Annotated in this window: 22 protein-coding genes; 3 read left to right on the forward strand and 19 right to left on the reverse strand. The window is 51.6% G+C overall.

Features of this window, described 5'->3' with window-relative positions; all coding sequences use genetic code 11:
• Both phnE (MKX76_RS08800) and phnE (MKX76_RS08805) read left to right on the forward strand, forming a co-directional pair.
• Positions 1-816: a phosphonate ABC transporter, permease protein PhnE gene (gene phnE / locus MKX76_RS08800; RefSeq protein ID WP_341033481.1), complete on the forward strand. Its 816-nt coding sequence runs from the start codon at positions 1-3 to the stop codon at positions 814-816.
• A gap of 13 nt (positions 817-829) precedes the next feature.
• On the forward strand, positions 830-1,636 hold the full coding sequence (gene phnE / locus MKX76_RS08805) for a phosphonate ABC transporter, permease protein PhnE (RefSeq protein WP_341033482.1): 807 nt from the start codon (positions 830-832) through the stop codon (positions 1,634-1,636).
• A gap of 138 nt (positions 1,637-1,774) precedes the next feature.
• Here the strand turns inward: phnE (MKX76_RS08805) and MKX76_RS08810 are convergent, their stop codons facing one another.
• The 19 genes from MKX76_RS08810 to MKX76_RS08900 all read right to left on the reverse strand — a co-directional run bounded on the left by MKX76_RS08810 (position 1,775) and on the right by MKX76_RS08900 (position 24,204).
• The gene (locus MKX76_RS08810) at positions 1,775-3,358 is read right to left on the reverse strand and encodes a bifunctional metallophosphatase/5'-nucleotidase (RefSeq protein ID WP_341033483.1); all 1,584 of its coding nucleotides are present in this window, start codon (positions 3,356-3,358) and stop codon (positions 1,775-1,777) included.
• Positions 3,359-3,455: 97 nt separating this feature from the next.
• Entirely contained in the window at positions 3,456-4,721 is a 1,266-nt protein-coding gene (locus tag MKX76_RS08815) for a phytoene desaturase family protein (protein WP_028404245.1), read from the reverse strand.
• A gap of 60 nt (positions 4,722-4,781) precedes the next feature.
• Positions 4,782-5,522 carry an MBL fold metallo-hydrolase gene (locus MKX76_RS08820; protein WP_028404244.1) on the reverse strand — a complete coding sequence of 247 codons (741 nt, stop codon included), beginning with the start codon at positions 5,520-5,522 and terminating at the stop codon, positions 4,782-4,784.
• 486 nt (positions 5,523-6,008) lie between these two features.
• Positions 6,009-6,920 carry a helix-turn-helix domain-containing protein gene (locus MKX76_RS08825; RefSeq protein ID WP_210094966.1) on the reverse strand — a complete coding sequence of 304 codons (912 nt, stop codon included), beginning with the start codon at positions 6,918-6,920 and terminating at the stop codon, positions 6,009-6,011.
• A 379-nt stretch (positions 6,921-7,299) separates the two neighbouring features.
• The gene (locus MKX76_RS08830; protein ID WP_341035031.1) at positions 7,300-7,743 is read right to left on the reverse strand and encodes an HAD family hydrolase; all 444 of its coding nucleotides are present in this window, start codon (positions 7,741-7,743) and stop codon (positions 7,300-7,302) included.
• 457 nt (positions 7,744-8,200) lie between these two features.
• On the reverse strand, positions 8,201-10,456 hold the full coding sequence (locus MKX76_RS08835) for an ATP-binding cassette domain-containing protein (protein ID WP_210094965.1): 2,256 nt from the start codon (positions 10,454-10,456) through the stop codon (positions 8,201-8,203).
• Positions 10,457-10,544: 88 nt separating this feature from the next.
• Positions 10,545-11,354: an ABC transporter permease gene (locus MKX76_RS08840; RefSeq protein ID WP_028404242.1), complete on the reverse strand. Its 810-nt coding sequence runs from the start codon at positions 11,352-11,354 to the stop codon at positions 10,545-10,547.
• The gene (locus MKX76_RS08845) at positions 11,351-12,301 is read right to left on the reverse strand and encodes an ATP-binding cassette domain-containing protein (protein ID WP_144878932.1); all 951 of its coding nucleotides are present in this window, start codon (positions 12,299-12,301) and stop codon (positions 11,351-11,353) included. The genes MKX76_RS08840 and MKX76_RS08845 overlap by 4 nt, the downstream gene beginning before the upstream one ends.
• Positions 12,302-12,319: 18 nt before the next feature.
• Complete coding sequence (locus tag MKX76_RS08850) at positions 12,320-13,147, reverse strand: NAD(P)H-binding protein (RefSeq protein WP_028404240.1); 828 nt, start codon at positions 13,145-13,147, stop codon at positions 12,320-12,322.
• Entirely contained in the window at positions 13,144-14,058 is a 915-nt protein-coding gene (locus MKX76_RS08855) for a helix-turn-helix transcriptional regulator (protein ID WP_028404239.1), read from the reverse strand. Before MKX76_RS08855 ends, MKX76_RS08850 begins: the two co-directional genes overlap by 4 nt.
• A 260-nt stretch (positions 14,059-14,318) precedes the next feature.
• Positions 14,319-14,615 carry a metallophosphoesterase family protein gene (locus MKX76_RS08860; protein WP_251535001.1) on the reverse strand — a complete coding sequence of 99 codons (297 nt, stop codon included), beginning with the start codon at positions 14,613-14,615 and terminating at the stop codon, positions 14,319-14,321.
• Positions 14,612-15,166 carry a hypothetical protein gene (locus MKX76_RS08865; protein WP_341033485.1) on the reverse strand — a complete coding sequence of 185 codons (555 nt, stop codon included), beginning with the start codon at positions 15,164-15,166 and terminating at the stop codon, positions 14,612-14,614. Before MKX76_RS08865 ends, MKX76_RS08860 begins: the two co-directional genes overlap by 4 nt.
• A gap of 27 nt (positions 15,167-15,193) precedes the next feature.
• The gene (locus MKX76_RS08870) at positions 15,194-16,255 is read right to left on the reverse strand and encodes a suppressor of fused domain protein (protein WP_341033486.1); all 1,062 of its coding nucleotides are present in this window, start codon (positions 16,253-16,255) and stop codon (positions 15,194-15,196) included.
• 30 nt (positions 16,256-16,285) lie between these two features.
• Positions 16,286-17,089 carry a hypothetical protein gene (locus MKX76_RS08875; RefSeq protein WP_144868462.1) on the reverse strand — a complete coding sequence of 268 codons (804 nt, stop codon included), beginning with the start codon at positions 17,087-17,089 and terminating at the stop codon, positions 16,286-16,288.
• A gap of 251 nt (positions 17,090-17,340) precedes the next feature.
• Positions 17,341-17,973: an RNA ligase family protein gene (locus MKX76_RS08880; RefSeq protein ID WP_007131293.1), complete on the reverse strand. Its 633-nt coding sequence runs from the start codon at positions 17,971-17,973 to the stop codon at positions 17,341-17,343.
• A 10-nt stretch (positions 17,974-17,983) separates the two neighbouring features.
• A complete protein-coding gene (locus MKX76_RS08885) occupies positions 17,984-18,943 on the reverse strand; it encodes an AAA family ATPase (RefSeq protein ID WP_144878926.1) in 960 nt (319 codons plus the stop codon).
• A 246-nt stretch (positions 18,944-19,189) separates the two neighbouring features.
• On the reverse strand, positions 19,190-20,506 hold the full coding sequence (locus tag MKX76_RS08890) for a hypothetical protein (RefSeq protein ID WP_341033487.1): 1,317 nt from the start codon (positions 20,504-20,506) through the stop codon (positions 19,190-19,192).
• 289 nt (positions 20,507-20,795) lie between these two features.
• A complete protein-coding gene (locus MKX76_RS08895) occupies positions 20,796-23,303 on the reverse strand; it encodes a WG repeat-containing protein (protein ID WP_341033488.1) in 2,508 nt (835 codons plus the stop codon).
• 100 nt (positions 23,304-23,403) lie between these two features.
• Complete coding sequence (locus tag MKX76_RS08900) at positions 23,404-24,204, reverse strand: helix-turn-helix domain-containing protein (RefSeq protein WP_144868452.1); 801 nt, start codon at positions 24,202-24,204, stop codon at positions 23,404-23,406.
• A gap of 178 nt (positions 24,205-24,382) precedes the next feature.
• Here MKX76_RS08900 and MKX76_RS08905 point away from each other — a divergent pair, with 178 nt between their 5' ends.
• The gene (locus MKX76_RS08905) at positions 24,383-25,186 is read left to right on the forward strand and encodes a phytanoyl-CoA dioxygenase family protein (RefSeq protein WP_007131288.1); all 804 of its coding nucleotides are present in this window, start codon (positions 24,383-24,385) and stop codon (positions 25,184-25,186) included.
• Positions 25,187-25,250: the final 64 nt, after the last annotated feature.

The raw sequence follows: 25,250 nt of genomic DNA on the forward strand, positions 1-25,250 counted from the left end.
ATGTTTGATAAATGGTTTCCTCCCAAAAAGATGGTTCTTCCAAACGGTAAAATCGTCCTGGAAAAAAGATCGCGGCTTCCCCTTACCTTGCTCACGCTCGCAGCCGTGACCGCGTTATCCGTCAATTTGACGGGGTTCAGCCTACATGTTCTGTTCACGAGGATCCGCCAGTTTTTTATCATTCTAGGCGAGATGATCCCCCCCAAATGGAGTTATACGCCACAGCTGTGGGGAGCCTTGCTGGATACGCTGCAGATGTCCGTGCTTGGGTCGATGATCGGCGCCCTTCTGGCTCTACCGTTCGCCCTGCTTGCTTCGTCCAACGTCATTCGCAACAAAGCGGTCGTGACCATTTTTAAAGTTATGCTTAGCCTGCTCCGAACATTGCCGACGCTGGTGACGGCTCTGATTGCCACCTTCGTTTTCGGATTGGGACCGACGGCGGGCCTGGTGGCCATCCTGCTCTTTACCCTATCGTACGTCGGGAAGCTGCTGTACGAGCAGATCGAAAACGTCAACATGGGCTCCTTCGAAGCCATGGAGTCCATTGGCATGACCCGTGTTCAAGCCTTTCGCTATGCAATTTTTCCAGAAGTGCTCCCGCGTTATCTGTCCACCACTTTGTTTTGCTTCGAGGGGAACGTGCGCTATGCAGCCATTCTCGGTTATGTAGGGGCAGGCGGAATCGGACTCTTGATCAACGAAAATCTCGGATGGCGCGACTATCCGCGCGTAGGTATGATCATTTTGTCGCTGGGGGTCACGGTATACGTGATTGAAACGATCAGCGAGCATTTTCGAAAAAAGTTAACTTGAGGAGATCCATGCTATGACGACAATTGAGAAGCAGCTGCTTGCTTCCCCCCGCAATCATCGCTATGTGCTGACCGTGACGGCAATCGTTCTGATTTTGTTCGCCTGGTCATTAAGCGCTGTAAGCTTTAAAGACGTGAACCAAAACGGACTGGCAATCGCCCTTAACATATTGAGAGGCATTGTCCATCCGGATTTGGACCTGCTGTTCAGCGTCTCGAAGCAGAGTGTTCTCTACCTGCTCGTTCAAACGACGGCCATTGCATTTCTCGGTACGCTGGTGGGTGCCGTGCTGTCTGTTCCGCTCGCCTTTTTGGCCGCCTCCAATATCATGCCGAAGCCGATCGCTTGGCTTACAAGAATGCTGCTTATTCTGATCCGAACGATCCCTGCCCTCGTCTATGGGCTGATGTTCATCCGGGTATCAGGTCCGGGACCGTTTGCCGGGGTGCTCACGATCGGGCTGACCTCGATCGGTATGCTGTCCAAGCTTTACGTGGATGCGATCGAGGAGCTGGACAAGAAAGTCCTGGAGTCGATGACATCCATCGGCTGTACCACTTTTGAGAAGATCCGCTATGGAATTATTCCGCAGTTGTTCTCGCTGTTCCTGTCAGTTACCATTTATCGGTTCGACATGAACATGCGTGAGGCTTCAATTCTAGGACTCGTGGGAGCCGGCGGGATCGGAGCGCCGCTGATCTTTGCCATGAACAGCTATAAGTGGAATCAGGTCGGCTCCATCTTAATCGGCCTGGTCATCCTTATCCTCCTTATCGAATGGTTCTCGAACAAGCTTCGATCCAAACTGGTCCAAGGATAACAAGCTTATCTGACGGTCCTAATATGACGCTCCGTTCATCCGTAAACGCATAAACCTCCAACCCTGCTGCAGCGCAGGATTGGAGGTTTTTTTCATAGGATGTCATACAATGGTTGGTATTGTTATGTGCGGATCTATTTAGTAGACGACCTTCCAGTTGTGATCGCAGACGGCATGGATGACCTGATGCTTCAAAATATAATCGGCCAAAATCTCCGTCATGTCCGTCGGAATCTCCCTGACGACAGGCTTGTTCATCAGCATCCGGAAGTTTCCGCCGCCTCCCGCCCGATAGCTGTTCATCACCACTTCGAACGTGGCGTCGGGATCCAAGGGGCGTCCGTTCCGCTGCAGCTTAATAACCCGTTCGCCTTCGGGTCTTGAAATGTCAAGCTCATAGTCAATCCCCTCCCACATGTCGTAGTTGAAGTGCTGCGGCTTCGGCTCCAGGTAGCCCTCTGACACTTGCAATTGCCCCAGCTCGTCCAGAGTAAAATAACGGGCGTTCTGCTCCAACGCGTCCCGGATATCGCGTCCGGTTAGGAGAATCACCTTCAACGTATTGGGGTAGATATAGTTGGACACCACATCCCGCATCGTAATTTCCCCAAGGAAGCCCCGGGCTTCATTCGTAAAGATCGCGGCGCAGGATATACTTGCTCCCGTAACTTCCATTTGCACCCGATTGACGAACTCCGTGAATGCGTGATCCCCCAGTCTTGCCTCGAAGGGGTCCATGATGGACATATCGCCCTCGGCCCTGCCGATCGGCTGATCCAGCCAGGCTTGCGTTTTCCTTTCTTGCTCGGCAAACATCGCAAGCACGACATGATCCGCCTCTGCTTGCTCCGCTGGCAGCAGCTGGGCGCTCTTGCCGCGGATCGACCATCTGCCTTCCTTCTCCCGCTCGAATGTCAGCTGAACCTTGGCGATTGCCTGTCCTGCGGAACCGGGCTGAGCAAATACAACGCCGTTCAGCTCGCCGGCAAGCAACCGATGCTGGTGCCCGGTCAGCAGCACGTCGAGGCCTTGTAGGCGCATGCACATCTCGTAGCCTTGATTTTCTCCCGTCTGCGGTTCAGTAGGGTCTCCGGTAGCAGGATCCCGCTCGAAACCGCCATGATAGCATACAACAACAGCGTCGGGACGTTCGTTTTCTCGAATATGGTTGATCCATCGCTGTCCGGACTCAAGGGCATCCTCAAAGGTTAAGCCGTGAATGTGCTTAGGCTCTTCCCAGTGTGGGATATGATGGGTGGTGACGCCAAGCACCGCGACCCGAATCCCCTCTTTCATCTCAAACATCCGGTAAGGCTGCCCGAACGCCGGACGACCGCCTTGTTCGTTCATAATATTCGCGCACAGATAGGGACAGGTTGCGTCCTCGATCGCTTGATTCAACAGCTCCTGCCCGTAATTGAACTCATGATTGCCGATCACCGCCGCATCGTACTGGAGTGCGTTCAGCGCGCTTGCAGCGGGGTGCGTGCCGGTTCTGTCGTACTTGGCGTAATGATACATAAACGGCGTACCCTGCAGAAGGTCCCCGTTGTCCAGCAGTATAAGCTGCGGGGCTTCCAGCCGTTCTCTGTGAATGATCTCAGCCAGCTTGGCGAGCCCAATGGGCTTGTCCCCGGGCCCCCGATAGTCCGTCGGATAAATATGGCCATGAACATCGCTGGTTTCCAATATCGTAACGACTACTTTTTCTTTCGGCTCCACTCCGCGTGTCCTCCTATCGTCTCCGTGTTCAGACCTTACAGTCTTCTATTATACGGGTGGAGTATTATGGATATATAAAAAAACAACAGGATAAGGATTATCCATAGCGCATCGCTTCATCGGCAGCTTGTTTGGCGCTCGCCATCCCAGCGTCGGCAAGCCGTCCTTCTGTTCCTACCCAATCACCTGCGACGAATAGACCATGAACATCGGGAACGACAGGGCTTGGAGTCAGCCCATTCCCATTTTGATGGATCGTGCGCGAATCGTGGCCTACGAGGACGTTCGGAGAAAATCGGATTGCAACGACTTCCTTCTCCCAGCCTGGCTCCAGAAGATCCAGAAGATCGGTCAACGCTTTCTTGTCCGCTTGCGCATCTCTCCTGTTATCGTTGCCGTTATACCTCATCGCGTGCAAGACGAGCGCACCGTTGTCGCTCAGCTTGACGGGTCCTGAATGTTTGGAGAAGTATAGTGGTGCATCCAATCCAAGCGCAAACACACGCTCTGGATATGGGAAATGTCTCAAAGCCACGTCCAGACATGCGGCATACAGCGGACGCGCTTGTGCTTTCCATCTGCTGATCGATAGCCCATCCGCTCCCGGCAAGAGTCGGCAAAGTTCATGCGGCCCTATTGCCGCGATGACGACGGATACTTTCACTTCTTTACCGTCTGATAGCTCGACGCCATGTACGAGGCCGTTCTTAATCTGTATTTGCTGGGCGCCATTACCCGTAACGAAGGAAGCTCCGGCATGGATCGCTGCATCGCGCAAATTGTTTACGACGCTCTGCCAGCCTCCCTCTACATACCGGACACCATTACCGGCAAGCTGCCCTTGCCGGATTGCAAATCCCGCGCTCATCAAGTCCATCGCATCGCAATAGGTCCACTGCCGACACATGGCGAGGAAGAGGAGACGAACGCGCTCGTGAAGAATGTTATCGTCCGCCCACTGTTGCAGGCTGATCGACCGGATTGATTCAGCATTGATTTGTCCGATGCCGCCCATCAGGGAGCTCCACTCCCGGCTTTCTGCCGAGGTCAAATCCTTCGGTACCTCTACGATCTTTTCCCGTATGATCCCGATCATGCTGCCCTTGGACGCATAGCCGCCCTCAGGCAGGCAGCCAAGCTCGTTTAAGATCCGAAGTGCCGCTCCCCCCTCATACATCGCATGGGGACCCAGGTTGAATAGCGCTCCGTTTAACTTAACCGTTTGGGCAAGTCCTCCAAGCTGGTTTTCCTTTTCCAGCACGATGACGGATTTCCCTGCTCTCGCCAAATAAACGGCTGCCGTCAATCCTGTAAGTCCACCGCCGATCACGGCAATATCGAAAGATTTATTATGGAAAGTCATCTCGTTCACCTCAATTGTTTATCCTTTTGCAGTCTAACGATGAAAGCTACCGTCACTCTATTACAGTGCTAATTTTTCCGTTGTTTTTAACAAGGTTACATTTACTTGAACTTTCGAAGCTGCCGCCAATCGGGCTTCAATATTCGGGGTTTCGTTGTAGATTGGCGGATATTGCATGGTTCCATAGTGAATAGGCACAAGTGTTTTGGCACCGAGAACTGTGGCTGCCGCGATTGCCTGCTCCGGAGTCAGGCAGATGGGTTGCCCGCTGGGCATCATCCCCGGCAATTCAAGCACTGCACCGTTGACAGGTAAAAATGCTGCGTCGAACGGCCCGTAATTTTGAGCAAAGCTCCACCAGTATCCATGCCAGAGAGTATCCCCGCAATGGATAACCTTACGTCCTGATCCTTCGACCAACCAAGCCACTTGGATGTCGCCAAGACCATCTACGGATGGTAGAGCTGTCGCCTTCACATCGCTACTAAGCTCGAAGGATGAGCGGACTGCGACGCCGTTTACGTTCGTCAATCCTAAAGCCCTAGCTGCACCTTCCAATCCGGCTGGCACATAGACCGGAATCGCAGCCCCGTAAGCCTCAATAATCCCAGCCGGATCGAAATGATCCTCATGCAGATGAGTAATTAATACGGCATCTGCTTTGCCGAAATAGCTGATCGGATACATGGGCTCACGAGCGCCCCCAAACTCTTCTAGAATGCGAGTAATTGGGTCGATTACAATCGCGATGTCGTCTGTTTCGATACGGATACCTGCCCAAGGCAATTTTTGAATGTTCACTTACAGTCCTCCTCTTTTATAACTGAATATCATTGTTTTTCCGGCTATCCTATCATCGTGTATCTTTGTTATAACCTGAATTAATATTTTTAGAGGTTATACGCAGCATCAAGCCGCCTTCGATGTTCATGCATGTTTAGTCAATTTATTCGTTTATTAGCTCCTAGTACATTTTTGCAGATATCGCCTCATCAAAGCATATGCAGACGGCCTCACACTCTGCACTTTCCATTATCTTAATGGCTTCATATGTGCTTTCGCTCAAGTCAAAGAATGGAAACAAACTTGAAATTTGTACTCATCCCAATCAACCCCCATGTATGAATTTATAAGCCAGCAGGCTATTTATAGTTTAGAAGCAATGCGATTTGCGGTCTTGTAAGATACAAACATCTTTTTGTATGATTTGCCCATCTGAAGATTTGCCGTAAAAAAGAAAAAACCACAACGAATTGTGGTAAGAGATTGGTTCATCATTTCCAACTATCAAGTTGACATCATGTATTCCTTGGGAGATAATCCAGTGATTCGTTTAAAATGGCGATTCATGTGACTTTGGTCGGTAAACCCGAGGATCGCTGCAATTTCCCCAATCGTATATTCGCGGTTCATCATTAGCATCTTGGCTTTCTCAATCCTGAGGTGAATGAAATATTGATATGGACTCAGTCCCGTCTTCTGTTTAAACATTCGAACCAAATGGGTCTGACTTAGATTGGCCACCGCAGCCAATTGTTCCAGAGAAATATCCTGATTATAATGGGTATGCATGTACTCTATAACTTTTGATAGTTGCTGATCCGATAATTTCCTGGAAACATAAAACTGTTGTTTGGGCTGAGCGAATATCTCCAACAGATGAAGGGCCAGCAGGTTGGATAGTGATTCTATGTATAACGTTCCCCTGGCTCCGTTACTATTGATTTCATCCACCAACCATTGACTCAACTGAACGAGCTTGGAGTCGTAAATAGATAGCTTATTGGTAAACTCATTCTGACCTTTAAATGTCATATCCGCTTGGGATGCAACTTGATGCACCAAAGAAGGAGACAACATCATGCCAATATAAGAAGCCTCTATTTTCTCCCATCGAAAGTAATCAAAATTGCCCGGTACGTAACAAGAGATTTCACCGGTTTTCATCACCCTCTCGTATTCACGCCCTTCGAAGAGCGTTAGAGTCTTTAGCGGCTGGGGTGATGTGTGCATGGTGATCAGATAATTCGGCATCGATTCTACATAGGCTTCCTGAGGAGCAACTTTATCCCATTTAGAAAGTTGGATGTTCTTCCACCCAAGATGTTCACTATTTAAAACAGGTTTGCTGTTAAACATATATCGAACCTTCATGGTATCCATCCACGTCCAAACCGTGCCGTCGCTATTCAATGCCATAGCATCCCCCTTTTTTTAACCTCTGAAGGCCATCCCTGATATTTAAATTATATCGTATCACTCGTAATGTGGATACTCAGTAACCGCATTGAACTCCTCGAAACATCCATTTCACCAAACAAAAAGTGTTTTCTGACAATTCGCTGAAATCTATGACCTGGGGCGCTTGATGCAGAGCTTAATCGGTGTTTTAGAGCTGCGAGAGTTGACTTATTTTAAAGTTGCAAATCACACAATTTCAACTGGAAATCTTCAGCGTTATCTCGACTGGAATAACATAAAGGATCCTTTCAATGTGATTTTAGGAATTACCAAATCTACTTTCCACAAAAGTGCTATTCGATGATAATCGCTCCTCCCTTCTCCTCATACCAACGGATCATTTTCCAGGAGCCGCTGATTCTAGCGATTTAATGATGTTCGGAATTTCTATTATATCATCGCAAATTGCATCGGGCAGCGTCGAGAGAGCATCCTTTGCTTTAAGAATGGTGAACATTCCAAGTTCTTTGGCAGGAATGATATCTGCTTCGATGCTATCACCAACGAATACAGTACGTCTTCCGATTGATCTCAAATGCTTCAGAGCGATTTGAAAGATGGCATGATCAGGCTTCTTGATATTCACAGAACCGGAAGTAACAATGTCCGTGAAATAGTCATGAATGCCTAATGCGGATATTTTGTTTCGTTGGTAAAAATCTCGGCCGTTCGTGACGATTCCTAACTTATAGCCTTCCCTCTTTAACAAACTGAGCATTTCATGCAGCCCAGCATATCCAACACTATAATGATGAAACTTGTGGTTCAGATCCGCAAGCAGCTCATGATATAAGTTCCTCTGTCCAACTTGAAGAGCTCTGCTAACTTACGGTACACCTCTTCCTTCGGTATGATCATATGATTAAGCTCAGAGAAATTTACGATAAATTCATTCCTATCCGGAATGAACATGTCCAAAGAATATTGCTCATATTGATAAGCAGCAAATTGAACGGACGACTGGTATTTATCTAGCAATGTTTGGTCAAGGTCAAAAACAACCGTATCAATGTTCCTCAACATGCGCCTCCCTTGCACTATACCCTTGCACTATAATCTCATATTAATATACCACATTTTGGAATCCCCCCCTTCCATCCATCTTAAAACCATGAAAAAGGCCACCCAGAAATCAAATCTCTGGCTGACCTATATAATATTACTGGTTTGAAACCAGTCCATTTATTCTACTCGAATTGTTTGAAACGGCTTGCCGATCTGCCTTCACTATCTGCACGCTAGCCGCGAAGATACCGCCCTGTCAGCGAATGCTCTTCGCGCAACAGCTGCTCGGGAGTGCCTTCGAAAACACTGTTCCCCCCCTTCTTTCCTCCTTCTGGACCCATGTCGATAATCCAGTCCGCCCTACGGATGACGTCAAGGTTGTGTTCGATTGCGATAACGGTGTTCCCGGCGTCCACTAACTGGTTCATGATCGCCAGCAGGTGGCTGATGTCCGACATATGCAGCCCGGTCGTCGGTTCATCCATCACATAGATGCTTCCCTGCTTATGTAGCTCACCAGCCAGTTTGATGCGCTGGCATTCGCCGCCGGACAGCGTACTGAGCGGCTGACCAAGCGTCAGATAGTCGAGGCCGACGTCGCTCATTGCCTGAAGCTTGCACACGATGTCAGCGTGGTTCTGATCGAAGAAGCATAGCGCCTCGCGTACCGTCATTGCCAATACTTCGGCGATCGATCGACCGTTCAGCATGTACTCCAACACTTCATCCTTGAAACGTTGACCGCCGCATGCTTCGCAAGGCAGTTTCACGTCATCAAGGTAAGCCAGATCTGTGTATACAACGCCGAGCCCCTGACAGTTTTCGCAGGCACCCTTGGAATTGAAGCTAAACAGTCCGGCGTTCACTTTGTTCGCGGCGGCGAAGGCTTTGCGTATATCATCCATAATTCCTATATAGGTAGCCGGAACCGATCGGGTCGAGACACCGACTGCGGACTGATCGATCAAGATCGCGTCAGGATACTTTTGCATGAACACCCGATTGATCAACGTACTCTTTCCCGAGCCTGCGACGCCAGTAACGACGGTAACGACCCCTGTCGGGATGTCGACATTTACATTTTTCAGATTATGCAGCGTGGCGTCACGAATCGGCAATTGGCCTGTCGGCAGGCGCACATCGGTTTTGATCGGCAATGCCTGACTTAGGTGTTTGCCGGTTAGTGTATCCGCCTGCAACAAACCTGCATAGCTGCCTTCATAGACGATCGTCCCACCCCCGGAGCCAGCATGCGGACCGACATCGACAATGTGATCGGCGATCTTGATTACATCGGGATCGTGTTCGACGACAATCACCGTGTTCCCCTTGTCGCGCAGCTTACAGAGCAAGTCGTTAAGCCGATGAACGTCGCGGGGATGCAAGCCGACGCTTGGCTCGTCAAGTATATACATCACATCAACGAGGCTGCCGCCGAGATGCTTGACCATCTTAACACGCTGCGATTCCCCGCCTGACAGCGTGTCAGTCGGGCGGTCAAGCGTCAGGTAATCCAGGCCAATATCCACCAAATACTGCAGCCGCTGCGTCAAGGTTCTCACGATGGGCAACGCGACAGGATCATCGATTTGCTGCAGCACGCCGATTAGTTGGCCGGCCTCCATCGCCGACAGCTCGGCAATATTGTACCCGCCGATCCGGCAGGCGAGCGCTTCTTGACTTAGGCGGGCGCCGCGGCAAAGATGGCATGGACCTTCCGAGATGAACGGAGCCACCATCTTCTGAGTGCGCTCGGACATCGTTTTTACATCGCGTTTAATATACTTGCGGGTGAACTTCTCAAAGATACCTTCGTAAGAGAAGTTCATCGCTTTTCCGCCGACGTTCATTTCAATCTTACGTGACTTGCTGTACAGCAACTCCTCCATCTCGGCGTCACTAAAGTCGCTCAGCTTCTTATCCAAATCGAAGCTGCCGGTCTGCGCGATAATCGTCCATTCGTAGCTGTCGACGGCATATTCCGGCAGCCGAATCGCCCCTCCGCGAAGCGTCTTACTTCTGTCCAGTGCGGCGTCCGAATCAACAACGACCATCCTGCCCATCCCGTTACAGCTCGGGCACATCCCATGCGGATCATTGAAGGAGAACCGATTGACGTTGCCGATATGGGGACGGCCGACACGCGAGAATAAGAGCCGCAGTACCGGAGAGATGTCCGTCACCGTACCAAGCGTCGAATGCGAGCCTCCACCGAGCCGCTTCTGGTCAACGATGACCGCCATGTTTAGATTTTCTATCGCATCGGCTACCGGTTGAGGATAGCGTGGCAGAAAATTGCGTACGAAGAGGCTGAAATTCTCATTCAGGAGCCGCTGCGCTTCGCCGGCCAGTGTGTCGAATACAATCGACGACTTACCAGAGCCGGACACCCCTGTGAAGACCGATATTTTGCGTTTGGGAATGCGAAGCGACACATTCTTCAGATTGTTCTCTCGCGCACCGCTTATCTCTATATACTCCTGCTTCATGGCAGCCTCCTATTTTGATTTCATGAGATTGGGAGTACGTCCCTACAACGAGGAGTGGTTGAAGGAAGAGGAGCAATTCCCATTCCTGCTACCGTATTTGCCTCCTTAAATAAACATTGATCGTCAGCGGAGCAAAAATAGCAATCAACAGCAGGACGACACCGATGCCTGCCGCCAGTTGAGCTGCATTCGCCGTTCCGTGTAGCAGTCCTCGTATGAGCGTAACAGCGATGCTGATTGGGTTCAAGTCGATCGCCACCTGCAACCAGCGCGGCATTGTCGAAGTATCGACAAGCACGTTGCTGGCAAATAGAAGCGGGTAAACAATCATCATGCTCGTACCCGACACGGTCTCTGGCCGCTTGGCCGCATTGCCGATGAGTGCAAAGACCCAACTAGTACCGAATGCAAATAAGAGGACATAAAGTGCAGCTGCCATGGTACCTTCGAGGCCGCCGTCCGGCCGAAATCCAAGCCCAAACCCCATCGTCAAGACAACGAGTAGTGCCACTGCATAGCGCAAGCTGTCTGCGATGATCGAGCCGAAAATGGCTGCGGGCTGCCAGAAAGGCAACGTACGAAACCGGTGGTAGACGCCTTTGGCGATATCCGTGCAGATTGTCGTACCACTGTACACCGTCATCGGCACCACCGTCAGCACCAGGATGCCAGGCAACAAATACTGAATATATTCCCGAGCGGAACCGGCAATCGCTCCGCCGAACAGAAAGGTGAATATGAGCAGCATAATGATTGGAGACAACACCGCTTCAACGGCAAGGCCGAAGATGTTATTACGCATGTGATGCAGCGTTCGCCGCATGAACAGTCCTGTCGCGGTCAAGCCGCCTGGACTTTGGCCTGGCTTTCGGGCACGAGATGCTTGTATGGAACTCATCGCGTCGCCTCCTTTCCGGTTGTGGCGGTCAAAGCGAAAAATACGTCGTCAAGGCTTGGATCACTCAAGGCGAAATCCTTGATCGCCGTTTGGTGCTCCATAAGCGTACCGATCGCAGCGTGTGCCAGCGAAGCTTCCCGAACCGCCGCTTTTACGGTCACCCCGTCTTCATCCGTATGGGCACTTAGCCCATGTTCGTCTGCAAACAGACGACAGATCTCATACGGGTCGGTTGCTGCTGACAGACGGATCGTCAGTGTTTTGCCGCCGGTCGATGCTTTGAGCTGCTCGGGCGTGCCGGTCGCGATAACCCTTCCGTCTGCGATGAAACCGATCCGATCGGCCAACTGGTCTGCCTCTTCGAGATACTGCGTCGTTAACAGCACGGTTGTCCCCTTCTTCACCAGCAGGCGAATCGCCTCCCACAGCTCGCGCCGGCTCTGCGGATCGAGTCCGGTGGTTGGCTCGTCGAGGAACATCACCTCGGGCTGCGAGAGAATGCCGGCGGCGAGGTCCAGGCGCCGGCGCATGCCGCCGGAGTAGGTTCCGACGGTTCGATCACCTGCATCCCCCAGCCCGAATGATTCCAGCAACTCAGACGCCAGTACGACGGCTTCTTTATGCGAAAAACCGTGGAGCCCGGCGAACAGCCTCAAGTTTTGCCGGCCGGTCAACGATTCGTCCAGCGCCGCATACTGGCCAGTAACGCTGATTCGCCTGCGTACATCGGCTGCTTCGGCGACAACATCGCTGCCGCAGATGTACGCCGTTCCCCCATCCGGACGCAGCAGGGTGGTTAACATGTGCAGCGTTGTTGTCTTCCCTGCTCCGTTTGGTCCAAGAAGCGCGAACAGCTCTCCTTGCCGAATCGCCAAATCCACCCCGCGCACAGCCTCATGCCCCCGGAATGATTTGCGTAAGCCTTTCGCTTCAATGGCGTACGTCATGGGCCCTCCTCCAATCTCTTATAGAAACTCCCGTTTATGCTCGGCTGCCCAATCGGCGAACGTACGCGCCGGCCGCCCGAGCACCTGCTGGACCGTCGACAGCACCGTATATCCAGCCTCCGGCGGATTTTTTGCGATCTGCACGAAAAATTCGACGCTCTCCTCGTCATACCCCTGCTGCCGCCACTGCTGCCTTGCTTCTTCCTCTGTCAGTTCGACGAACGGGATTTCCTTGCCAATCGCTGCAGCGATGGTCCGTACTGCTTCCTTACGCGTAAGCGCTTCGGGTCCGGTGAGCGGATAGCTGCGTCCGTGATGTCCATCCTCAAGCAGGGCCAGGACCGCAACCTCCGCAATGTCTTCTTCGTGCACGCGCGCGCTGAGAGCATCTCCATAAAACTCCCGGACAACGCCTTCCGAACGGATCGTATCGCGCCAATCCACCAAGGCATTGGCCATAAATTCCGCAGGCTTCACCAGCGTCCATTGCATGCCGCTTGTTCTAAGTGCTGCCTCGACCGGCCCCTCTTCATAGCCGACCAGAACGATAACGCGCTTTACACCAGCCTCTTTCGCGAGCGCCACCATCTCCGGGTCCGTGTTAAGATCCGCGTTCGGTTCGTCACTTGAAGTGATCAGGAAGATTGCCTCTACCCCCTGCAATGCATCCTTCAGCGTACCCGGCTTCATCAAATCGCCTTCGGCGATCTGCACGCCGTCCGGCAGCTTCTTTCTCGCCCGCTCCGCATTTCTCGTTAATGCGCGCACGGATGCGCCTTGTTTCAACAGCAGCTCCGTCACATGCTGTCCAACCGTACCTGTTGCCCCTGTTACCAGAATCGTCATATCCGATCTCCTCCTCGTGGTTTCGCGTAGTGTTGGCGAATGGCTTCGATATGCGCGATGACGTCGCGCCGAAGGTCTTCCGGCGATATGATGTCAACATTTGTCCCGTAGCTCGTGATGACCGACAATGCATACTCTTTTTTATAAAAGATCGTGCGAACTTCAACGCAATCGCCCTGATACGTGCATTCTCCCGGGAATTGCTCCAGTACGCGAGTACGTACCGCTAGGTCGAACCGAAGATGCGCATGAATCCCATGCACTTCTTCCTGTTCCGGCTCATCAAGTAGGGGCTGCGGTATAAACGTTTCTTCCATCACCTGGAGTTCCGTAATCCGCGAGATGCGGAAATACCTTTTCCCTCGGCGTGACCTGCAGTACCCTTCCAAATACCAGACACCTTTCTCCCAGAGCAATTTTCCCGGCTCCACGCTGCGCTCGGACGGTGTGCCGGATGCGCTCGTGTATGCCAGTCGAACGATGCGCGATTGCCGGATTGCCTGAAACAGCTGCCGAATCCTATCACGTTCGCTCTCCGATGCGCTCATGCTCAAAATAACCGCCTCGCGGTTGCTTTCGTTCGCCAGGCCCGGATGCAGGCTGACCAGCTTCCGCATCGCAGGCGCTACGGCGCCTCCCATCGAACCTTCCATCGCCTTCAAGAGCGTGTAGATGACCGACAGATCGTCGACTGAGAAGTGCTGCCTTGTCAAAAAATATCCGTCCATCAGCTCGAATCCGCCGTCTGCGCCGGTGAACGATGCGACCGGAATTCCGGCCAGATTGATTAACTCGACGTCACGATAAACCGTGCGCACCGATACTTCAAACTTGGCGGCTAGCTCCGTTGCGGTCACTCTTTTTTTGGCCATCAGCTCAAGCGTCATTCCAAGCAAACGCTCCAGTCTCACGGTGATCCTCTCCTCTGTCGATGAACTATTTCGGATCATCTAGCTATGATCCTACTTGACGAATTCTGACAACATGGTTGTCAGGATTAAATCGGCCGCAATTATTTTTGCTTCAAGCGGCACCCGGATTATTGTTCTACCTCTCGGATCAAACGAATGTTGCAGGTAAAAGTTGAACAGCGGCAGTCACTAACTTCAGACTGCCGCTGCGGTATAAAACTAGTTATGATTGGATTCTAATATAAAAATGTCAGTTCGATTTAATCCAACTCCGCAGCGGCAAACACCAGCACTCTCCCGTCGGTATTGATCACCTGCGTGCCGTTGTCCAGCTCCGCCATTGGCCGGTCCCAATGGACATGCCCGCAGCAAAGAAGCAACGGAGGCCCGGCCGAAAGCTCTCGCCGGATTCCGGCATGGCCGGGAAGCCCGAATGCAGGCACATCCGGACCCTGATGCAGCATAAGCACATCCGGATTGCGTCGGAGCAGTTTTTGTAGCTCGCCTATGTACTCTTCCTCCGACATCCGATTCGGCTTGCCCGCTCTTCCTGTCACACCGCCCAGCCCGGCAACCCGCTATGCAGCGCCGTTCTAGGCTCGTCATAAAAATCAATACCCGGGGCTGCAGCAAGCCTTGCTTTCCCTTCTGCCGTAACCATATCGTGATTTCCCGCTACGCCAAGCACGGTGCCGAAATGCGAGCGAAAGGCTTCCCACACCGGAAGCGGATCGCCGCTTGAACCTCTTTGAGCCGGGTCGCCGTACAGGTCACCACACAGAAGCACGACGATACGTTCAGGATCACACTGGGGACAATAGCTTTCCAGCAGCAAGGCCAGCATTTCGGGCAGCTCCTCGCCGATCAGCCGCGAGCTATGCATTTCATCAGCTGATAAGTGTCCTGCGACGCCTTGCAGATCCGAAGCTAGGATTAGTGCGTCTACTTCATCCGGAAGCCCAAGCATCCCTCCAAAATAAACCGGTAAATATCCATAGATGACCCCTCTGCTCCCTGGAGCGGCTGCCGTATAAGGCAGCTGCTCGACCGGCTCCTCCGCGATGCTGACCACGTTCAGCCGAGCCTCCCCTTTGCGACGTGATTTCATTGCAACCTCAACTCCTGATTTTACGCTTTACCCAATGGTGGAAACGACGTTACCATCTTGGTCCTTGATATGGGTTTTAACGACTTGAATGATGCATCCTTTATAAGCAGTCAACTCGATTCTGTCTTCCTTCGGAAGCAGTTTTCGCGAGAGCTCGTCCGCAGTCGCTTCATCCAGCCTGAGCCGTACTTCTTGCTCTCCTGCTTCGTAGCCGGTTTCCGCACCAGGCTCCAACACAACTCTCAAGTCTTGGCTTGCCAATGTCAAGTCCTTTCCTTTCAGAAGCCTTCCGCGAAGCAGCTTGCCGACCGTTCCCGCTTGCTTTGCCCCCAAGGTGAGCACGGTCGGCGTCTTGCTAAACAGCCGGCTTTTGCCGGGCTCCCAAGCCAATTGATCCACAAATAAAAATCCGGTATTCGAACCTTCCTGCTCCAAACCTCTTTGGACGGTTTCCGCTATGGAAGGGATCCGCAAGAGGGAGTCTCGGGACAAATCGGTGATATACCCGGGAAGGTTCGTTTGGCTGGCACCCAATACGCCCGAAGTACTCCACGTTTTCATCGCCTCGAGCTCATCCTCCGTAATTCCAACCATTTGCAAAAACTCAACTTTTCCGTTAGGCGTAACGACGCTAGGGAGCTCAGGATCTTCTACGAAGGCAAGCGCGGTTAACTGAGTATCGCTTCCTAAACAAATCGGACCGTTGGCATCCAAGTAATCGCCGGAGGCGAAAACGTTCCCGCTGCTAAAAACATACCGTCCCATGTTCTGAAGCAGGTTCAGCGCCCACATCGGCGGCTCTTCCTCGTCTTCCGTGCGCGCCACCCGAAACGTAAGTTCAAATCCATATCCGCTATACTCCTTATTTTCCGACTCTTTCTCATAAAGCTCGGAAAAGCCGAACGTCACGATATGCCAATGCGGCAGCGGGTTCTCCGCTTTGTAGGCGCTCAGACCGTCCAGCGGATCCTTACCACCCAACATATAAGGAATCACCGTACCGTAGTGCTTAGGCTCCTGGGCCCCATATAGCTTTTTCATTTGCTCTTCAATTGCATCCCAGCCGGTTGTAACTGCTTCTTCGTTCATCTTGTTCCCTCCATTTTGTATTTACCCTGGTCAGGGCAGCTTTCGTTGCGGCTTCTTCAGTGGTCGAGGCTTCCAGGCCACCAGAAATCCAGCTTCTCCGCATAATTGATTTATCTGGTCAAGATGCGTTGTCTCCACTTCCCACAGCCAATGTTCCTTTCCGATATTCGTTAGCTTGCCATGTTCCCGACTGCCCGTAATCCATACTCCCAGCTTTACTCCGCCGATTTCGATATGTAAATGGCGACTGTTCACCAGGTTGCATGGGTAAACCATCCGCAGCAATTCCCCTGAATACCGCCCCTTACCCTTATACAGTCCCGGAGTCTCTTTGCTAAATGCGAAACCGTTCTCGTACGGGAACAGCGTCACCCCGCTATTCCCTGCCGCATAAAGATATGCGTTAGTCATTTTTTCCGTGGAATAGACAATCCCGTAAGCAAAGCGGGGAAACCGCTTCGCCAAGCTTTTAAGCCACGCTGTGAGCGAGGCGTAAGCTTCTTCAAGTGAACATTCACAAAATGCGGTAAGATGAGGAAAACTTCCGAATTCACCGGTTTGCCTGCTGAATGCGGCATGCCAAGGAACCGAGCCTTTTCGCTCGTGATAGAGCCAGAACGCATCGCATTCTCCTCTTAACACGTTCTCTCTTAAACGATCCGGGGAAATCTCGAACAGATCGTGATCTCCTTCATGATCACCGTTGCTTAATAGTCTATAATACGTGGCAGAGTTCACGCTGACGCCGATTGCCTCAAAAAAAGACAGCCCGATCTCGAGTGCCTCGGGCGCTGTTATTTTCTCCGTATCGTAAATCGCGATGCCCGTACTCAAAGCAACCACCTCCGTATTTGCCGCAATTGTGAAAAGTTATGTAGTATGTATTTCGATATAAGGCTCTATGCAGCCCATAGTTTCTCATTGATAAACGTGCAAAGGCAATTGTCATTATCTTTATGTATGTCGGATTCAACGAATTGACCCATGATCGAATAATCATTAGGAATTCCGAGCGAATTACATGATAAACCCTCCTCATCCGTTTTGGTTATTGCTGTCTTCGTGCTTATTCTCTCGTTTACACCCTAGGCCAAAACATTAGGCTCAACTGGCTTGCTGAGCCAGTGCTCGTCGGTTTGCACATGATTTTTCCGGACAAACTTGGCGACCGAGCGCTTGAAGTCCTCATAAGGAAATTCTGAGGCGAGCCGTACCACGTAGCCCTCCTGCTCTCCGCCGCATCGGGACTGCTTCGTGTAGCACTGCTTGGCGGCTTCCTCGCTCCACACTCCGCGGTACAGAACCGGAACAAGCGGAATCCCCAATTTCTCCGCCCATGCTTCGGTTTCATCCCAGGAAAGACAGATATTGCGGTCGTTCCAAACCGAGAAGAGCATGAAATAGCCGGGCAAGGATGTATACAGCAGCGAATGCTTGGCATATACGTTCTCCCCGCAAAGCCGGTACCCTTCCGGAATCATATACCGGATTCCTCCGTGCAGCGTCTTCACATAGTGCCGGGAAGAGTGGTCTTTACTGTCGAGTGACCTCGCGTGAATGAAGTCCGAGTACATCGTTGTGTTCTCTCCATCCATTTTCTCGGTTATGACAACCTCTTGTCCGGCAAAATGGTCCGTGCTCCGCAAAATTTTATCATCGTCCGTATAGCTTCTGGACCACGGCAAATGCATTGTTTTCGGATATTTCACTTTATTCATCTCATCACCTCTATTTGGCGAACGTGTCCGCTTCCGCGAAGAAATACAGCTCTGCCAGCATCCGGCCGCCAAGCAGATGGTAGATCTTGGAGGCCCCGGCATCACCGCCGTGCAGAATCTCCATATGGAAGCTCACCATGTTCACCACATGTAAAATAAAATCATCGCCATACCCCAGTTCCTTCAGAACATGGCAGGCGATCCCTGCGGATACATGCTCGTGTCCAAAATATGAGTAATATCCCCGGTTCGGCTTCCATACCTTGCAAAGGGGTTTGCCTGTATCGTGAAACAAAGCCGCCAGCTGCATCTCAAGCATATGCTCCCCTTCGTAAAACGCATGGATATACTCCAGAACGGCATGCGTATGCTCGGACAAGGTTTTGGAATGATAGGGATTTTCCTGGTCATATCCCAGCATCACGCTGAAATAAGGAGAATGGCGCAAGTAAGCAAACAGCTCGTCATGACCCGGCTTCCGTTCAAGAAGCTGCTCCAGCTCGGCCCGCTCAAGTCCGACATCTGCCGGCGTATGGACGATATGCAGCTGATTGAAGCCTTCGGCAAGCAAGGGAAACTCGAAGTTTTTGGCATACTTCTCAAGGACCTTGTCCTCGATTTTACGCTTTCTCGCCTGCACCCGTTCCCTGGCCAATTCGTAGGGCGTGTTACAGACATGGCATTCCACCGGAACCTTGTTAAATCGCTTCAGGAATTGAACTCTTCGGTTGCGGGCAACATTGGTAGCGTCAAACACGACGTTTCTCCCGGACGCAAGCGCCTGCTCAATCTCGGCAAAAGCTTCATCAAAAATCCGGTAGGTGTTCTTCTGCCGTGTCTCGCTTCCGAACAGCTTTTCCCGGATGGCGTCCGTCGCTACAAGTACGGCTCTTTCCCGTTTGCAGCATTCTTTCGCGTATTGGCTTTTACCGCTGCCGGGAATGCCGGCCAGCATATGAATGGTGTTCATCTTCATCACCTCCTTTCCGTGTGCTGAATGATAGTAAATCAACCATTTCCGCCCAAAAATACAGGCAGCCCTCCACATGAAAACAAAAAAAATCGGCGAATGAAAGGATACAACACATTCATTCGCCGATTGAACAAAAATAGAGGGGCTTGCTATCCCGCAAAATTTACGTGTCTATTCCTTCTGCATTGGTGCAGTTTTCATTTCATTCAATTGTTATCGCACTCCGGACCAAATTGAATCTTCTTACCAGCGCAATGGCTCCTGATCCCGCCACAGCACCCAGCGATCCGTCTCTATAACATTTGCGGTTCCAATGCTGTATTCGCTTTTTTGGCCGCTATCCAGCTTCAGTAGATGGAGCATGCCCCCATATGTGCCGACAGCCAGCATCGATTCATCCGCGAAAGCAGTCATGCCAAATATGGTGCTGCCGACGAAATACCGCCAGATCTCTCGGCCATCTCTATCGATATACTTAAGATAGCCGTAGGCATCTCCGAGGATGAATCCATCTTTCAGCGAGGCAGCCGCGTACACCCGCATTTCTTCATTCATCATAGGCCATTCCTTCTCGATATCGCCGTAGCTCTCCTGTCCGTCCTCCGTCAGCGGCACTTTGAACGTCGCCCCGTTGTAAAAATGGCACGCATTATACCATACCTCGCGGCTATCCTTCGAAAACCGCGCGAAGTGCGGATAGCTTGACGCCGGTTCAAATGCATGTACCTCTCCGCTTTGCAGGTCCTTCAAAAAATGCGAACTGGATTGCGAGCCGTAAGCCAGCCACCGGCCATCAGGAGAAACATCTCCGTGAGCCATATCCACAATCGTATCCTCTTCCTCGTACTCGATGAGATCCGCATGTTCAGGATTAAGCAGTTCGACCCCGCCCTCGTGATCTACCAAATAAATGCCGTATCCGCAAACGAGCAGCAGCTTTCTTCCCCCGTCAAAAGGGATCAGCTCATCGACCACATATTCGGGGTGCTCCACATCGGCAAGGGATTCGAGGTTCGGAAGCGCCAATTTCAGCTTGCTCTGCACTTCCTCCCACGGATACACGGCAACCTGCGCTCCATCCGAATCGGCGGTCATCCCTTCGACAACCCGAATGCCTTCTTCATTGACAAGCGCCACATATGCGCCATCCCGTGAGCCTCCGGCAAAGTTTGCATCCGGTACCGTGGTCAGCTGCTCCCCATGCGCCAAATAAAGCGTCCCGCGTGTTCTCTGGCCGCCGGCATGGACCAGCAAGCTCCCATCCCGTAAAAAGGTCAACGGGTCTATCGGCTGCAGCCGATCTCCAAACTCGGACGTGATCGGCCAAGATGCCGGCGGAATTTCCTCGCGCAGCCTCTTTGTTTCCCCAGCCTGATTGGCGCCCTGAATCATGCGAAGAATATCCCCGGCAATGCTTCTGCGCTGATCATCCTCAGGGGGCTGCAGCTCTTCTGGCCAACCGTTCTCCATGCCGATGCGCACATATTCGTTGATCTCGGAAGCGTATCTCTTTCCTTCTGTCCGCCAACGCTGTGCTATCTCTGTGTTCAACCAATTCATATCCAATCGTCTCCCTATGTACATCATGAAGCTGTGTTCATGCCGCAGCATTATGACCATCTTTTCATGATACACTGGAAAAGCAAGGAAGCGGTAGGTACAAAGTATTCAGAATGGCGGGAGATCCTACATACGCATGAACGGATAAGGAATGGGTCGATCGGGTAAGTCAGCGCCTAAGGGGAATCCCTTGTATTTTTGTGACTGTACTCTAACAATTCCTCCTCCAACCCTCCATCTGGGATAAGCATTAAACACGGCCACCCAATTGATAATTGAGTATAAAGTCCTAAGAATGAAATGCTCTCCAGAACTCACCCTCGGTATTGATGATGTTCATGATCTGAGTGAATGGAATCGTGAATGTCGGAAAACCAGCGGCATAAGGAGCGATCTCATAGGGGGCAAACACAAGATGCAGCGCGTCCTCGGTTACGTAAAAGGGCTGATTCGGCGCAATTCCCTTATAGCTATCCGGAAATACATACGAATACTGCGGATCCTCTTGAATCTGCTTGCCAACGATGCGGCTGAGCTCCTTCACATAATCGCTGCCCGGCTTAAACAAATCCTTCAATTCATAGATCCTCCCGTTGTCAAGATAGATCGCGGCAAACACTTTGGAAGGCATGCCATGAGCGGCACCGAAGGGATAGTTATATCCGGTGAGGTCCAGTTCAAGAAGCTGGTGCTTGTAGAAAATAACGTCAAAATCACCCGTGTACGAGTAATCCAGCTGTTGGTTCGAAGGGATAAATTTGACTTGTGACATTTCTTTAAGCTTCGTATTCAACGTTTGCTGAGCTGCTTGATCCCTCATACCTTCGAGCTGTGGATAATAGACTAAGTAATCCGAATTGGGTTTATACTTCTCTTCTCTAACCTGATAAGGCGGGTTCAGGGGAATTACCGTGTTCTGTCTCCATATCACGTGACCTGACCGGTCAAGGTAAGACAAGCGCTGATCGACCATCGCCTTAATAACCCCTCCGGGTTCCAGCGTGAGCGAACCGCTGCCGTCCACTCGAGGATATCCTGGGGCGAGGTGTCCTGTACGGTCAATGAAATACGTCTGCTTCCCGTCATAAACCGAAGCCAAGCCGTGCTGGTAGTCCGAGACATCACGATACATAAATTCAGAAAGTCTCTTCCCTTCCCAATCTGCAATGGCATAGATCGAACCAATATACGGCTGTTCGGGATCAACTGCACGCCCAAGCGCAAACCGTTCTTCATTCAAATCCCGAATATCGTTATACTCCGGCTGGATGATCCATTTACCTTGTGAATCAATGACCCCGTACTTCCACCTGTAATCCTCCGCCGTGTTCACGATCGCTCTGCCTTGATGAAACGAGAATGCCGAGGTGTACGTCGGCGATATAACGATATTCCCCTGCTCGTTGATGTAACCATATTTTCCATTTGGATCCTGCTGAAAAGCCAGCAGCCCATCGCCAAGCGGTCCGACATAGGCAAATGGATAGTCGGCCAATCGCCGGCCATGGGGATCTATGAGGGCGTAATGGTTGTCTTTTATCTTCACAACGGCTTTCCCATCGGCAAAATCATTTGCTTCCTCGAATTGGGCAGGTATCACCTCCCGACCTTCTGCATCAAGATATCCGTATCGGCTGGCCGCTCCATTACCGCTGCCCTGATCGGTTACATAATAAACCGCCCTGCCTTCCTTCAGTACCGAAATGTACGGATATGCTCGTCGTGTCAGCACATTTCCCTGTTCGTCAATCATTTTAAATCCCTGATGATCGATCACAATCGCCAGATGCTCCGAGAACGGACTAATGGACTGATATATGGGTGCCACTACATAACGTTCAGATCTGTCAATAAGACCATAATTGCCGTGCATCCCTACGATGGCAAGTCCATTATCCTGAAAATCCTGTGCATCCTCATACTTTGGTTGTATGATTAATTTTCCGCTGCGATCAATATATCCCCACTTGGTTCCACTCGTGGTCTTTACGGAAGCCGGAAATAATCCGACCGGCTGCCGGGGCTCCCACCTGCCGGCCAGCATTTGCTTGATCCGGCTCTCAAGCTCTAACAGCGTTTCGCGCATAGGGTAAGGCTCCGGGAAACGGAGTGCCATGCGAACCGACGCCAAAGCTGCCTCGGGCATCCCCGCCCGATATTGGGCATCCGCCAAGTAATACCAATAGAAGGAATAATCCGGATGTTTTTGCGTCAGCCTCTCGTAGTATCTTACGACAACAGGAAAGTAATGAGGGTAAACATCCGACGCGGTCACAAACCTTCCTTGGCTCCACCTGACGACTTCGACTCGATAGGCTTCGCCCGTATCGTGTATCCATAACACAATTTCAGCTTGGCCATCCGGTCCCGAACCTCCCGGGATATCCAACACATCGATATAGCTGTAACTCATTTCAGGAGGTGCGATATCCTTAAGCCCCTCCGATGTCCAGTCGTAAATTGATAATTTGGACCAGATGGAGCCAACCTGCCAGCCAACGATAATTTGGTTCTTGCCGGGAGCCATCACAGGGACCGCACCTAATAAAGTGACCGCATACCCCTGCCCCATGATATTGGCCATGACCTCATAGCCGCTATTGCGGTATTGCAGCACAAACAGATAAAGCTCAACATTCCATCGATATACACCGGCTATTTCGGGAATCCGATCTCCCGTGATGTCGGCAGCGATAACTGCCGCATGCTCCATAGGCTTTCCAATGGTGACAAGCTCAGCACCGTGGGGCAGATAGGCTTTAGCGATTTGCGCCAGCTGCTGATCGTTAACGGTCATTTGGGTATCCTCCCTTGCTCAGAAGCAGTCTCGCCTAATCGTATGCTGACGATGGTCAAATATGCCCTCATGGGAGTAGTGACATAATCCCAGTTCTTTCTTAGTTTGCAGCCGACCCTTTTCTGCGATAGTTCGCCGGGCCGACGCCGTAACGTTTGCGGAACAGTGCGGCAAAATGATTGTAACTCTGAAAGCCAACATCGACTGCCGCCTCACTTGCCGTGCGGCCGGCGTGGGTCATGAGCAGCGCAGCTTGCTCAAGACGCATGCCATTCAACGTTTCCAGGATCGTCTGTCCGGTCTCTGCTTTGAACAAGTGAGATAGCCTAGAAGCTGACAACCTCACCGCAGCTGCGAGCTCATCGATGGTCAGAGGCTCCTGCATCCGAACGGATAGAATGCGCAGCACCTGGCTAACCCTTGGGTCATGCCGATCTGCAAGCTGCTCGGCGACAAGCAGGAGCACGCTGCTCAGTTGATTCTCGCACAGCTCCTGCCACAGCTTCCCGCGATCGCGGAAATCATGCAGCAGCGTCCGGAATATCCGCAGCACGCGTCGCTGCATGGTGCCGTTCGGCATTTTGCAGACCGATACTTCGTCATCGGGCAGCAGCGTTGTCTCCGGCAGCCGCTGGAAGTGCGCCCACATGAAATGCCATATGCCGCCCGACGTCGTCCCGTACGTGTGGGGCACTCCTCTGCGTATGACTGCGACATCACCCGGGCCGCATGTTTTCTCACCCGCGGGGGTTCGCACATACCCTCCCCCTTCGATCGTGTAAAAGATGAGCCAGTCATCGATTCCGTTCGAGCGCGTCATCGAATATTCTTCGTTCTCCCGGAAATGACCAATCAATATCCCCCCGTCTTTAGCTCCATTTTGCTGTTGGTTTTCAACCAATGCGTTCTCCTCCCATAAGAATATTCCTTGATTCCTTCTCCTGATAAAATAAGGTGTTCTGCACATTCTGTCCAGCAGGATAGCAGAATCCAACCTGTTATGAGCATGAATGCGACTTCAAGCCTGCGTTCTCTTCCATTAAACTGTAGATAATTCATCTCGGAGAGGAGCAGTCAATATGTCAAAGGTGTTAAAAACGTTGTCCACAGAGCAAATGAAGCAATTTGAAACGGAAGGTTATCTAATCGTTAAAGAGGTTTTTCATCCGGGAGAGGTCAATGAGATCCGCTTGACTTTCGATGAGATCGGACAAACAACGATCCCGGGCCATTTCGAACCGGATCTGAATGCGGACCGGTCCGACCCGCTGAAGCGGTTCCCCCGTGTCATGCATCCGCACCGGTTCAATCCGGTGGCCATGAAGTATATGCTACATCCCGGCGTCATGGCGATTCTCGAGGACCTGTACGGCGAGGAAGCCTACGCAGCACAGAGCATGTTCTACTACAAGCCTCCGGGTTCCAGAGGACAGGCGCTGCATCAGGACAACTTCTATCTGAAGGTTGAGCCGGGCAACTGCATCGCCGCTTGGACGGCGATCGACCGGTGCGACGAGGAGAACGGCTGCATGCTGCTTGTGCCGAAAACGAACACGTACGAGATCGTCTGTCCCGATGTGTCGGATTCTAAGGAATCGTTCACAACGCACTATGTTAAACCGCCAAAAGACGAGAAGCCGGTGCCGGCCGTCATGGATCCAGGTGATGTGCTGTTCTTCAACGGAAATCTGATACACGGCTCATACCGCAACAAATCAAAGGACCGATTCCGCCGGGCGTTCATTTGTCACTACGCCAACTCCAGTGCCGACAAAATTTCGCGCTGGTATAATCCGCTCTACCGTGCCGACGGGACTACGCTTGAGCTCGAAGGCAATCCTGACGGAGGCCCCTGCGGCATCGAAACGCCGGCCTATCACTGAGTCAGTAATGAAGCCCGCTAATGCCTGAGCATTTGCGGGCTTCATATTAGAATGGATATCCGAT

Origin of the sequence: Paenibacillus sp. FSL R5-0810, from assembly GCF_038002285.1 — a bacterium.
In the GTDB taxonomy this organism is placed as follows: domain Bacteria; phylum Bacillota; class Bacilli; order Paenibacillales; family Paenibacillaceae; genus Paenibacillus_AQ; species Paenibacillus_AQ lactis.

Coding starts and splice junctions, on each gene's coding strand:
- phnE (WP_341033481.1), top strand. CDS start 1: ATGTTTGATAAATGGTTTCCTCCCAAAAAGATGGTTCTTCCAAACGGT.
- phnE (WP_341033482.1), top strand. CDS start 830: ATGACGACAATTGAGAAGCAGCTGCTTGCTTCCCCCCGCAATCATCGC.
- MKX76_RS08815 (WP_028404245.1), bottom strand. CDS start 4,721: ATGACTTTCCATAATAAATCTTTCGATATTGCCGTGATCGGCGGTGGA.
- MKX76_RS08825 (WP_210094966.1), bottom strand. CDS start 6,920: ATGGCATTGAATAGCGACGGCACGGTTTGGACGTGGATGGATACCATG.
- MKX76_RS08835 (WP_210094965.1), bottom strand. CDS start 10,456: ATGAAGCAGGAGTATATAGAGATAAGCGGTGCGCGAGAGAACAATCTG.
- MKX76_RS08840 (WP_028404242.1), bottom strand. CDS start 11,354: ATGAGTTCCATACAAGCATCTCGTGCCCGAAAGCCAGGCCAAAGTCCA.
- MKX76_RS08845 (WP_144878932.1), bottom strand. CDS start 12,301: ATGACGTACGCCATTGAAGCGAAAGGCTTACGCAAATCATTCCGGGGG.
- MKX76_RS08850 (WP_028404240.1), bottom strand. CDS start 13,147: ATGACGATTCTGGTAACAGGGGCAACAGGTACGGTTGGACAGCATGTG.
- MKX76_RS08865 (WP_341033485.1), bottom strand. CDS start 15,166: ATGAAATCACGTCGCAAAGGGGAGGCTCGGCTGAACGTGGTCAGCATC.
- MKX76_RS08870 (WP_341033486.1), bottom strand. CDS start 16,255: ATGAACGAAGAAGCAGTTACAACCGGCTGGGATGCAATTGAAGAGCAA.
- MKX76_RS08880 (WP_007131293.1), bottom strand. CDS start 17,973: ATGAATAAAGTGAAATATCCGAAAACAATGCATTTGCCGTGGTCCAGA.
- MKX76_RS08885 (WP_144878926.1), bottom strand. CDS start 18,943: ATGAACACCATTCATATGCTGGCCGGCATTCCCGGCAGCGGTAAAAGC.
- MKX76_RS08890 (WP_341033487.1), bottom strand. CDS start 20,506: ATGAATTGGTTGAACACAGAGATAGCACAGCGTTGGCGGACAGAAGGA.
- MKX76_RS08895 (WP_341033488.1), bottom strand. CDS start 23,303: ATGACCGTTAACGATCAGCAGCTGGCGCAAATCGCTAAAGCCTATCTG.
- MKX76_RS08905 (WP_007131288.1), top strand. CDS start 24,383: ATGTCAAAGGTGTTAAAAACGTTGTCCACAGAGCAAATGAAGCAATTT.